This window comes from Marinomonas maritima, assembly GCF_024435075.2.
Classification (GTDB): Bacteria; Pseudomonadota; Gammaproteobacteria; order Pseudomonadales; family Marinomonadaceae; genus Marinomonas; species Marinomonas maritima.
On sequence record NZ_JAMZEG020000005.1, the window covers coordinates 98,717 to 109,959 of the forward strand.

Consider the following 11,243-nt stretch of genomic DNA (forward strand, 5'->3'; position numbering starts at 1 on the left):
TCAACGCGGATTTTGGTGCTCGTTTCTTCGTAGCGAGCGCTGTATCCGTGTTTCTTCTTGGCGCATTTTAAGTAAGTTATCTTCCACAAATACCAAGTGTGTGTGAGCGGCGGCTCTCGCCTCTTCTGCTTTACCTTCCATGATGGCTTGATAAAGGTGAGTGTGCTGCTCCATAACACGCTGCCGTGCGGCTTTTTTCTCGAATAAATTCTTTAAATTACTCGAAATACTTTTTGCTAACATAGCGTGCAGACTGCGTAGCGTGTGTAACAAGACCACATTATGAGCCGCTTCGGCAATGATCATGTGAAACTCTACGTCGAGCTTGGCCTCCAGCGCGAAAGCTTGGTTTTGGTTGGCTTCTACCAGCTGAGTAAAGCACTGTGTGAGTTTGTCTTTATCGGTGTTGGTGCTTCGCAATGCGGCGTAATAAGCGGCAAGGCTTTCCAATGCGTCACGAAACTCTAATTGGTCGTATAAGAACTCGTCGTGGGCGCAGAGTAAATCTTGCAGCGGATCGGCAAAAGAACTACCAAGTTGTTCTGAAACATAGGTTCCGCCGCCATGACGACTGAATAATACGCCGCGAGCGATCAGCTTTTGAATGGCTTCTCGTAATGACGGACGTGACACGTCAAATCGTGCGGCCAGTTCACGCTCTGCTGGGAGTTTTTGCCCTGCCGTGAAACTGCCTTCTACGATCATGCTTTCGAGTTCTTTCATGATGATGTCGGAGATTTTGGGTTGTTTAACACGACCAAAGTGATTGGATTCCATGATTTTCCCTAAAATTAGTTTCTTTAAAGACTTCTGTGCATAACTTAAAAAGTGGTAAAACCAATTGATATTGTCGCTAAAATACACGAAATGGTGTCTAAACTAGTAGTTGACAAAGTTTCTCAAGCTTCTTAATGTTCCTTGTATTCAGAAGGTAAATTGGTCTTACCAATTTGTCTAGCATTTATTCTTTGATAATAAAAAATAGGCTACTCGCCGTGGAATGTCTGATGAACTCTGCCTCAACTGCTAATGACTCGCTTGCTTATAAAGCAGCGCAATACCGTGATCTATACCTTGCCCTGAAAGACGCTAAAGACGGCGCGATTGATGAGACTCGATTAATCCAAGACCCACTTCGAACGTTAGCGTACGGGACGGATGCGAGTTTTTATCGATTGATTCCACAACTTGTAGTGCGCGTGGACAACGAAGACGACGTGCAGTTGGTGTTGAAAGAAGCCAGAAAACGCCATTTACCTGTGACGTTCCGTGCCGCGGGGACTAGCTTGTCGGGGCAAGCAGTAACAGATTCCATCTTGATGCAATTATCGGATCAGTGGAAAGGCCATAAAATTCATCAACATGGCCATAGTGTTTCCCTTCAGCCCGGTATTATCGGTGCTCGAGCTAATCAATTGCTCGCGCCGTTTCAACGAAAGATCGGACCAGATCCCGCGTCCATCAATGCCTGTATGATTGGTGGCATCGCAGCGAACAATGCCAGCGGCATGTGTTGTGGAACCGCACAAAACAGTTATCACACAATTCAAAGTGCGCGTTTAATTTTCGCTGATGGTTCTTTATTGGATACCGCTGACGACGCCAGCCGTTTGGCGTTTGCTAATAGCCACGCTGATTTATTAGATACATTAACGCGCTTATCAGAGAGCGTGAAAGCCAATATCGAATTGGCCCATAAAATCAGACACAAATATCGATTAAAAAATACTACAGGATACAGTTTAAACAGCTTGATCGACTTCGACGATCCGTTCGATATTCTGCTGCATTTGATGATTGGCTCAGAAGGCACTTTGGGTTTTATCAGCGAAGTGACCTATGAAACGGTATTGGATCATCCCATCAAAGCCGCCGCGATGATCTTCTTCGATAACATGGAAGTCACTTGTCATGCAGTAACCGCTTTAAAAAGCGCGCCAGTGTCGGCGGTGGAATTAATTGACCGTGCAGGTTTGAAAGCCGTGGAAGACAAGCCTGGCATGCCTGAGATGTTAAAAACGCTTGGACCCAATGCCGCGGGATTATTGATTGATGTTCGTGCCTCCGACACGAAAGAATTAGACGCTAACCTTGTGGCTGTTTCTGAAGCATTAAACGGGTTAGAGACGATTAACGAGATTAAATTTACCCAAGACAAAACCATTTACGACTCTTATTGGAAAATCCGAAAAGGCCTGTTTCCTGCGGTTGGCGCGGTGCGCCCTGTTGGTACCACGGTGATCATTGAAGACGTGGCTTTCCCTGTTGAACAGCTTGCAGAAGGTGTATTGGAGCTTCAAGGTATTTTTCAGAAGCACGGTTATTCTGAAGCCATTCTGTTCGGTCATGCGCTAGAAGGTAATTTACACTTTGTGTTTACTCAAGGCTTTGAAGACCCAGCGGAAGTCACTCGTTACGAAAAGCTGATGAATGAAGTGGCGCATTTAGTCGCCGTTAAATACCAAGGTTCCTTGAAAGCAGAACACGGCACAGGCCGAAATATGGCGCCGTTTGTTGAGCTGGAATGGGGTAAAGAAGCCTACGATATTATGTGGGAAATCAAACGTGCCTTTGACCCACAAACATTATTGAATCCAGACGTCATCCTTTCTCACAATGCAAATTTGCATGTGCAGAATTTAAAGCCAATGCCAAAGGCAAACGACAAGGTTGATACTTGTATCGAATGCGGTTTTTGTGAACCTATTTGTCCTTCTAAATCGCTTACATTAAGCCCTCGCCAACGAATTGTTATTTGGCGTGAAATTCAAGGTTTACGTGCTTCAGGAAAAGACCCTGAACGCCTGTCGGTATTGCAAAAAGACTATGATTATCAATCGATTGACACTTGTGCAGCCTGTGGTTTGTGTTCAACACAATGCCCTGTTGGCATCAACACGGGTGATTTAACGAGAGAGCTACGACACGACAGAAACCCAGACAGTAAAGTCGGCTATTGGGTCGCGGATCATTTTGAAGGTGTCACCAAAACCGCTAAGCTTGGGCTGACTGTTGCTAATGGCGCGCGTCATATTCTTGGAGATTCAGGAATGAACTTGGCGACGTCTATGATGAATACGGTGACTGGCGGATTGGTTCCTAAATGGCACAACCAAATGCCGAAACCAGCGGGCTTGATTCCTGTGATTCAATGCAATGATTTGGAATCGACAGATACTTTAAAAGAAGTGGTTTACTTCCCTAGTTGTGCAACGCGAGTGATGGGTGTTGGCCCACATTCAAGCGACAAACGGACGGTTATGGACGTGATGTTTTCTGTACTTAAAAAAGCAGGCTATAAAATAATTGTACCTGAAGGTGTTGAAAGCCAATGTTGCGGCATGGCATTCCAGTCCAAAGGTCAATTCGATGCGGCAAAGCAAAAAGCCAATGATCTCAATAGTTTATTGTTAGCCGCGAGCGACAATGGCCGCATACCTATTGTTTGTGACGTGAGCCCTTGCTTGCTACGCATGAAGGAAAGCCTTGATCCTCGCTTAGAATTACACGAACAAGTGGGCTTTCTATCAACGCATGTGATGCCCAATCTAAGGATGAAAGAAAAACTCGGCAAAATAGCGCTTCATGTTACTTGCAGCACAACCCGCATGGGACTTGCCGACAGCTTCGTGCAGCTGGCACATCAACTTGCCGACGAAGTCGTGATTCCGCCAGACATTAGCTGCTGTGGCTTTGCGGGCGACAAAGGCTTCTCGACACCCGAACTTAACGCCAGCGCTTTAAAGACCTTAGCCAAAGCGGTAGAAGGCTGTGAAGTGGGTTACTCAAACAGCCGCACCTGCGAGATTGGTTTATCAGAACACAGTGGCATCGAATATCATTCCATCGTTTATCTGGTTGATCAATTGTCGCACCCTTTAGTTTCTTAGGCTCGCTTATTAATAGGACGTTTTGCTTGCGTCACTGACGTCGTCAGCGCAAAACGTCCTATTGAACTGCTTGTATAATTGGTGAATTCGTAACAAAGAAAGTTTTCCCTGTTCCCCACACGCCATTGAGGTTTACAACATAGACATTATCTTTTGTGTCGCGCCCTTTTAAATATTGAGTAAAACGCTCCGCGAGTTCTTTTCGATTATTCCCTGCCGCGCAACCGGCAAAGGCTTCAGTTTTGGTATCGCTCATAGGGCATTCCTTTGTTAAATCAACCTAATAATAGTCTATGTCACAAAATCAAAGTTTCATGCCAGTCACAAGATCAATCCTGCGCGGATGTTTGCGCTTTAGCGTCGGGGCGCGGGTTGATCTGGTGATAGCGACACTGCGGACTAAAGCATAAACGTTGAATACAAGCCAAATCCACAAACGATGAGTAGCGCCCAGCCGACGAATTGAAAGAAGACGGGTGTTTCGGCTTTTTGAATGCGGTTGTGGAGCTTTTGCCCAAACACATGGCCCAGTAAGGCGCATGGTAATAACCAAAGCTGATGAATAAGTTGTAGGTCGATGCCAGCGATGAGGAAAGACACCATTTTGATCATCACGAGAATGAACCAGAGCACAAACAGAGTATCGCGAAGTTGGTGACGCGGTACTTTGGTGGCGAAGACGGAGACGATGAGCGGAGCGCCAATTAAGGAGGTGCCGCTGACGTAGCCGCCGAGCATAAGGAAGATGGTGTCGAGGAATTTGTTGTTGGTATAAAACGGTTTATTGAGGATATAAGACACGGCGAATACGGAGACGATGACAAAAATCACGCCGGTGACGATGTTGCCCGGTAAGGTCAATAAACCAAATACGCCAATCAGTTTGGGCACAATCATGATGCCGAGGGCTTTTTTTAAGTAACCCCATGCAATGTTGCCCTGCTCTTCTTTCGGCGCTTTACCTTGCTCTGCGGCGAGGATGGCTTGCTGTTTGGTCTTTTTCGCTCCTTGCCAAGCAATCCAGCTCGAAAATACGAGCAAATGCACGGAAATGATCGGTAAGAATAATAACGGGTCGTTTTTCACTAGTAATAGGAAGGGCAAAGCAAGCACGGCACCGCCAAATCCTAAGCCACTGCGAACAAAGCCGCTCCAAATAAAAATGGCGCCAATTAAGGCATATTGCCACCAGATTAAGTTTTCCATGCTTGTCCTTTGGGAATATCAGAGAAAGAGAGTTGACGCTTTGGTTAGTGTAACTAAGTTTTCATTTATAGACTAAGGGCTTGGGTGAAACCAAGTTTGTTGTTTAAGAAATTGAGTTAACTCATCTCTCAATAACTTGGCTCTGGCTGACAAGCTACGTCGATAAGGCCAGACGAAAAAAATCTCTCTATTTTGACCACGCCATTCTGGTAATACTCGAATCAACTCACCTTTTTCAAGTGCGTCATACACCATGCTCATGGGCATTAATGCAACCCCTGCGCCAGCTTTGGCAAGGTTGAGTGTGATATTCATATCGTTACTGATGTGTTGGTGTTCTTTTTTCAGCGGGTGTATTTCACCTTTGTCATTCGTTAGTAACCAATCGGGGCACACGTTGGACGCGATACTTGGAGCGTGTTGTAAGGCGTCTATCGACTCAGGTAGAGGGAATTGCACTTGGGGTGATATGACTAAAATTGGAACAATGTGTCCAAGACGTTTTTGAATCAATGAAGAGCTAGGTTGATTCCCAGAGCGTAAAGCGATGTCTGCACGAGTGTCTCTTATGTCTTGTAGCGTATTGCTCAGTTCTATATTTAATTCAATATCTGGATATCGTTTTACAAAATCTTGCCAAAATGCATTCAGTAGTCCACTGCCCAGGTTTACCGGAGCCAATACCTTTACGCTGCCTTTTAAACTGTTGAGAGTTTGATCTAGGTTGGAAATACGCTGGTCTAAGGCTTCGATAAATTCAGCACATTCTTGATAGTAACTTTCCCCCACAGGCGTGAGCGTTAGCCCTTTTGTTGAACGATGTAATAACTGGCATCCTAATTTCTCTTCGAGGGCGCTGATACGACGAGATACCGTCGCGATGGTCATATCAAGATGCTGTGCAGCAGCAGTGAAACTGCTTTTATTAGCAGTGGTGATAAAAATTTTTAGATCATCTAGCATTTTGCAATTTTGTAAATTCAATTATAAAAAATCAGTATATTTACAAATATTGTTATTTGCTAGTCTTTAAAAAGGCATTGAGTCGTTTACTGACTTTCCGTTTGGGCACTTTTTTAGAGAAGGAATGGAAAGTTCATTAGGAGAGAAAAATGAAACATAGAATTATTTTTGCAATATTTATGTCGTTTACACTGTCGTTGTTTATGTCCGCGTGGATTACGTATTTGAACATTGGTATTAGATCAGACTTTGTTACGTTTTGGATGGGGGCTTGGGCATTGGGATGGCCTGCTGCAGGTATTATCTCTTTTATTGCTGGGCCATTTTTACACAGTTTGGCTCATAAAATTGCCAGTAAGGTTTAAAGCAGTTTGGTAACATTAAACCTGAACTAAAGTTTAAAAAACCGCTAATCAGAAGTTAGCGGTTTTTTATTGAGCTTTTATCTAGTGTTAGATGAAAGCTATTATTTCTGAGGTTTTTCGTCCCAAACGGTTAGATCGATGTCATCTCGTACTTCTGGGTAGTCGTCTGAGTTGAATACTGGTGTATGGGTTTTAAGCTGAGCAAAATAGTCTTTGGTTAACTTCACTACGGTGCCAGACAGCATCATGATCGCAATCAGGTTAATGGTCGCCATTAAGCCCATTGCTGCGTCGGCAACATTAAATACCATTGCTACGCTTTCGTATGCGCCCCATGGAATCATTGCGAGTGCCAAAATGCGCAGAATGAAAATCCCCGGTTTGTTTGCCCATTTAAGATACGTCAGTGCATTTTCTGCGTAACTGTAGTTACCTATGATGGAGGTGAACGCAAAGAAGAAAATAGCCACTGCCACAAAATACTGCCCTGCGCTGCCGATATGTGTTGTCACTGCGGTTTGAGTCAAGGTGATTCCTGTTTGACCGTTCCCTAACGCACCAGAAAGTAGAATCATCAAGGCGGTTGCAGTACAAATTAGGATGGTGTCAATGAACACACCTAATGATTGAACCATACCCTGTGATGATGGATGGTGAGGGTTGGGTGTGGCCACGGCTGCGATGTTTGGCGCTGAGCCCATACCAGCTTCGTTCGAGAACAAACCGCGTTTTATACCATTCAGCATTGCCCCTAACACACCGCCAGCGGCTTGTTCGATGCCAAATGCGCTTTTAAAGATGAGTGCGAACGCAGCAGGAACTTCGTCGATGTTCACGAAAATCACGTATAACGCGACCAAAAGATACAGCACGGCCATAAATGGCACGACTATTTCGGCAAAGCGTGCGATTTTCTTGATACCGCCGAAGATCACAATCGCTGCTAATGCCATGATCACCAAGCCTGTTACGTTAGTATCAATCCCAAACGCGCCTTCCATAGCACCCGCAATGGAATTTGCTTGTACCGCATTGAAGACTAGGCCAAAGGCTAAAATAAGCGCCAGAGAGAAAACCGCGCCAGCCCAAGGGGCTTTTAATCCTTTACTGATATAAAAAGCCGGACCGCCACGCAATTGGCCATTTTGGTCGCGCATTTTATAAAGCTGTGCAAGCGTGCTTTCAGCGTAAGCCGTCGCCATGCCAATTACAGCAACAACCCACATCCAAAAAATGGCACCAGGTCCTCCTAAGAATAAAGCGACTGCCACACCGGTCATGTTGCCAGTTCCAACTCGGGAGGCAAGACTTGTACAAAGTGCTTGAAAAGGAGAAATTCCACCACGGTCAGATTGCGGTGCTTTAAGAACGGTGCGAATAAATTCTGGAAAATGGCGGATTTGGATAAAGCCTAAACGCAATGTGAAATATACCCCCACCGCTAGGAGGCCATAAATGAGGATGTAGCCCCAGAAAATCGTATTTAAAAAGTCTATGATAGCGGCCATGTTAGGCACTCCCTTAATTCGATAATATCGATTGTTTTATTGTTCGTGGGTTGAATGATAGGAATGCATTTTGATAAAAATGCACCCTAAGAAACGCGCAGAAGCTTAAAAAAGTGTGCAAGATTAGCGAATTTATTGAAAACCGCAAGGCAAAAACCACGATAATGTGCACAAATAGTGCATAAAAAATGGGTTTACTCGGTTTGGATAAAGCGGGCTTAATTTGAAGGGGAAAATGACGTGGCACCATGAGCTGCAGGGCGACCCATGGTTAACCAATCAAATTTTATGCAATGCCGGTTGATGACTTGATTTTATGAATTAATGGTCAGTAGGCGTTTGGATTGGTCGGTAAGGCGAAGTCTTTTGTTTGAATCGGGTCTTGCTCTGCCTTAGCCCATTTTTTGTCTAACGGAATGACGCCAGCCCAAACAGGCCAATCGTTGTCTTCTGGGTCATCAATCGGCGGTTCCGCTCGCATCTTGATTGACGCTTCTTCTATTTTGATTCGAACTAAGCCTGTGGCTTTTATCTCTATGTCATTGACGGGGCGTAATTTTTCCCAGCGGCCGGGGCTAACTTTGTCTAAAAATAGTTTAAATTGACGAACTTTTTCTTCTTTATCATCAATCAGTTCTGGAACTCCAAATAAAGTCACGGAGCGATAGTTTACTGAATGGTGCATCGCTGAACGCGCCATGACCAAACCATCCAATTGGGAAATGTTGATGCACACCTTTTCAGGTTCGTCGATTGGGCCTTTGACGTTACGTGCTTTGGAATGAGCGTGCCAGTAGAAGTAGTCGCCTTCGCGCCAGTGGCACGTTGGTGTGACAAAGACTTGTCCGTCTTTCGTTTGACCAACATGGCACATTAACGACGCATCCATAATATTAAACGCAGTTTCTTTGTCGTATTGAGCGCGGTTTGGCCCACGCTTCACTTTACTTAATGCTGTTTCGAGAGAGTCGCTCATCATGCTTGTCCTAACTATTTTTTAAAGGTCCAATTCGTAATAAAAACTTTGGCTTTTACTAAAGCCAATTTTTTTATACAGAGCTTGCGCGGGCAGGTTGCTTGCAGAGGTTTCTAGTACCAAACCTCGTGCGCTGGTTTGTTTCGCCAGTTCTTTGGCGTTTTCTATGAGCTTTTCTGCAATGCCTTGTTTGCGATAATTTGCATCGACAAAAAGGTCATTTAGCAACCAGAGTTTTTTTAGTCCTGTTGACGAAAAAAGTGGGTAGAGTTGAACAAAACCAATCACGGTATTGCCTTGCATGCTGTCCTCAGCAATGAAAATAACAGACTCTTGTTGTTCTATTCGAGTTTGAATAAAGTTCGTTGCCAGTGCGATATTATTTTCACATTGATAAAAATGTCTGTATTGCTCAAATATCGAGACAGTAGAGTTCAGGTCTTCTAGTTCTGCTTTGCGGATGTTAATCACCTGTCGTATGTCCTTTTAATGATTGTGGATGGCAAGGGATAGCGCTATAAACAACAGTAGCCAAATCTGGCTTCTTTAAAAATAGCCAGAATGAATATAAAAAATCAGGCCAGTTATGAAGCATGCGATTGCTAGTTTACGTTTTTCATTAGATGAAAATGGAGCACCCTATTACCAACAACTGATGGGACAAATTCAGCAGGGCGTGGTATCGGGAGAGTTGTCTGTGGGCGACAAACTGCCCTCTTCTCGTTTTTTGGCTGGGTCGTTAGGCGTGTCACGAAGTACCACATCACGGGCTTATGATCAGTTAATTGCAGAAGGCATTTTAACCAGCGAAGAAAAGCGCGGAGTGTTCGTTGCGGCGTTGCCGATGGTGAGTAATCGCTTGAAAAAAACACCAAACTCTTCTGCTCCATCTACTCCGAAGGATTCAGAAACGTTGGCATTTGATTCGGGTGTTGATGTGTCCGTGTTTCCAACCAAAGAGTGGGCAGCAAGTATGCGGCGAAGTTGGTTAAATCCAGATTTAACCGTATTGCAAGGCGGTTATTTAACTGGGTATCCAAGTTTAAAAGAAGCCATTGTCGACTATTTGTATCGCGTTCGTGGCCTTGAGTGTGTGGCTGAGCAAGTGATTGTGACGGCGGGCGCTCGTGATTCATTGTTGCTTCTGCAGCATGCAATCACGTTATTGGCTCGCTTGGAAACGAATTCCGGTGAGCGCTTAGATACTCCAACCATGAAATGGTGGACGGAAGAGCCCACTTACCCGCCCATCCGCGAGGCGATCCGTTCGCATGAACAAACCGGTGCGCTGCTGATTGACGAAGAAGGACCGTGCCTGCCCGCGAGTGACATTGTTTCGAATGTGGCGGTAATGACACCAAATCGACAATACCCACTTGGCGTGAGCATCAGTTCTGCTCGCCGTCAACGCTGGATTCAAGCGATGCAGATGACGAATCCACGCTGGTGGCTAATAGAAGATGATTACGATAACGAGTTTGTGTATCAGGGCCGGAGTAATGTGCCATTTATGCAAACAGTGAGTGTTCATGATCAAGCAAAAGATCGGGTTTTCTTTGTGGGCAGCTTCTCAAAAGTGTTGTTTCGCGGCTTAAGGTTGGGGTTTATTGTCGCACCTGTGATACATGTGCCAGTCTTACAGCAAAGCCAACGAGAATTAGGGTCATCCGCGTCGTTACCGATTCAGCCTGCGGTGGCGGATTTTATGCAGCAAGGCCATTTTGACCGACATATGAATCGTATGCGTCGTCATTATCGACTTAAGCGCGATGCGCTGTTAATTTTATTAGAGGCGCATTTAGCGACGTGGTTTGATTGGAAAAAACCACGCGGCGGTATGCATGTCTTGATTGAAATTAAACCCGAATTTATTTCTTTGGTTCGCACAGAGGCTGTTTTAGATCAGAGAATTGCCCACGACATCGCCAAGAACGGTATTCTACTTTCTACCTTGTCTGAGCATTTTTCTCACAAACAGCATCATGACGGTCGATTTGGCTTTGTGTTGGGGTTTAGTGGGCCATCGGAAGAAAAAATGCGAAAAATAATTATCGCACTAGAAAAGTGGTTTACCGAGACATTAGGCAATGTGTAAGACTTACAAATTGTAAGGAATTTGTACTGAAAGAGTGCTAACCTCTGTGTTTTAACATTCAGTTGTCAGAATTTACTCAAGACAAGAATGTGAATTTTTATGAAAAGACCGTGAAGCAAACAGAAACAAAGGCTAAACTAGACTTTGTGCGACTGTTTTAATTTTGCTATATTTCGCACACTTAAAATCGTATGACGCGAATAAAAACAGCATTTTCATTTTAGTTTTTATGGGTTGGAT

Annotated in this window: 10 protein-coding genes; 3 read left to right on the forward strand and 7 right to left on the reverse strand. The window is 44.6% G+C overall.

Translation table 11 applies throughout. The annotated features are described in order from the left end of the window. Complete coding sequence (locus M3I01_RS17860; RefSeq protein ID WP_255897293.1) at nucleotides 1–777, reverse strand: GntR family transcriptional regulator; 777 nt, start codon at nucleotides 775–777, stop codon at nucleotides 1–3. A gap of 230 nt (nucleotides 778–1,007) precedes the next feature. Between M3I01_RS17860 and M3I01_RS17865 the strand changes: the two genes are divergently transcribed. After that, on the forward strand, nucleotides 1,008–3,890 hold the full coding sequence (locus tag M3I01_RS17865; protein WP_255897294.1) for an FAD-binding and (Fe-S)-binding domain-containing protein: 2,883 nt from the start codon (nucleotides 1,008–1,010) through the stop codon (nucleotides 3,888–3,890). 58 nt (nucleotides 3,891–3,948) lie between these two features. On the opposite strand, the gene M3I01_RS17870 is transcribed toward M3I01_RS17865, so the two are convergent. From M3I01_RS17870 to M3I01_RS17880, 3 genes are all read right to left on the reverse strand, one after another. Further along, nucleotides 3,949–4,146: a P-loop NTPase fold protein gene (locus M3I01_RS17870; RefSeq protein ID WP_255897295.1), complete on the reverse strand. Its 198-nt coding sequence runs from the start codon at nucleotides 4,144–4,146 to the stop codon at nucleotides 3,949–3,951. 143 nt (nucleotides 4,147–4,289) lie between these two features. Beyond that, a complete protein-coding gene (locus M3I01_RS17875) occupies nucleotides 4,290–5,096 on the reverse strand; it encodes a sulfite exporter TauE/SafE family protein (protein WP_255897296.1) in 807 nt (268 codons plus the stop codon). A gap of 72 nt (nucleotides 5,097–5,168) precedes the next feature. Beyond that, complete coding sequence (locus M3I01_RS17880; RefSeq protein WP_255897297.1) at nucleotides 5,169–6,059, reverse strand: LysR family transcriptional regulator; 891 nt, start codon at nucleotides 6,057–6,059, stop codon at nucleotides 5,169–5,171. Nucleotides 6,060–6,208: 149 nt separating this feature from the next. Between M3I01_RS17880 and M3I01_RS17885 the strand changes: the two genes are divergently transcribed. Then, nucleotides 6,209–6,424, forward strand: coding sequence for a DUF2798 domain-containing protein (locus tag M3I01_RS17885; protein WP_255897298.1), 216 nt, complete (start codon nucleotides 6,209–6,211; stop codon nucleotides 6,422–6,424). Nucleotides 6,425–6,525: 101 nt separating this feature from the next. On the opposite strand, the gene M3I01_RS17890 is transcribed toward M3I01_RS17885, so the two are convergent. The 3 genes from M3I01_RS17890 to M3I01_RS17900 form a co-directional block, all read right to left on the reverse strand. Then, entirely contained in the window at nucleotides 6,526–7,932 is a 1,407-nt protein-coding gene (locus M3I01_RS17890) for an alanine/glycine:cation symporter family protein (RefSeq protein ID WP_275565225.1), read from the reverse strand. A gap of 328 nt (nucleotides 7,933–8,260) precedes the next feature. Further along, complete coding sequence (locus M3I01_RS17895; protein WP_255897305.1) at nucleotides 8,261–8,908, reverse strand: pyridoxamine 5'-phosphate oxidase family protein; 648 nt, start codon at nucleotides 8,906–8,908, stop codon at nucleotides 8,261–8,263. A gap of 21 nt (nucleotides 8,909–8,929) precedes the next feature. Further along, nucleotides 8,930–9,379, reverse strand: coding sequence for a GNAT family N-acetyltransferase (locus M3I01_RS17900; protein ID WP_255897306.1), 450 nt, complete (start codon nucleotides 9,377–9,379; stop codon nucleotides 8,930–8,932). A 115-nt stretch (nucleotides 9,380–9,494) separates the two neighbouring features. Between M3I01_RS17900 and pdxR the strand changes: the two genes are divergently transcribed. Continuing rightward, nucleotides 9,495–11,003 carry a MocR-like pyridoxine biosynthesis transcription factor PdxR gene (pdxR, locus tag M3I01_RS17905; protein WP_255897307.1) on the forward strand — a complete coding sequence of 503 codons (1,509 nt, stop codon included), beginning with the start codon at nucleotides 9,495–9,497 and terminating at the stop codon, nucleotides 11,001–11,003. The last annotated feature ends 240 nt before the right edge of the window (nucleotides 11,004–11,243 follow it).

Excerpts from the sequence above, each read along its gene's own strand:
- M3I01_RS17860 (WP_255897293.1), bottom strand. The coding sequence starts at position 777 with ATGGAATCCAATCACTTTGGTCGTGTTAAACAACCCAAAATCTCCGAC.
- M3I01_RS17865 (WP_255897294.1), top strand. The coding sequence starts at position 1,008 with ATGAACTCTGCCTCAACTGCTAATGACTCGCTTGCTTATAAAGCAGCG.
- M3I01_RS17870 (WP_255897295.1), bottom strand. The coding sequence starts at position 4,146 with ATGAGCGATACCAAAACTGAAGCCTTTGCCGGTTGCGCGGCAGGGAAT.
- M3I01_RS17875 (WP_255897296.1), bottom strand. The coding sequence starts at position 5,096 with ATGGAAAACTTAATCTGGTGGCAATATGCCTTAATTGGCGCCATTTTT.
- M3I01_RS17880 (WP_255897297.1), bottom strand. The coding sequence starts at position 6,059 with ATGCTAGATGATCTAAAAATTTTTATCACCACTGCTAATAAAAGCAGT.
- M3I01_RS17885 (WP_255897298.1), top strand. The coding sequence starts at position 6,209 with ATGAAACATAGAATTATTTTTGCAATATTTATGTCGTTTACACTGTCG.
- M3I01_RS17890 (WP_275565225.1), bottom strand. The coding sequence starts at position 7,932 with ATGGCCGCTATCATAGACTTTTTAAATACGATTTTCTGGGGCTACATC.
- M3I01_RS17895 (WP_255897305.1), bottom strand. The coding sequence starts at position 8,908 with ATGAGCGACTCTCTCGAAACAGCATTAAGTAAAGTGAAGCGTGGGCCA.
- pdxR (WP_255897307.1), top strand. The coding sequence starts at position 9,495 with ATGAAGCATGCGATTGCTAGTTTACGTTTTTCATTAGATGAAAATGGA.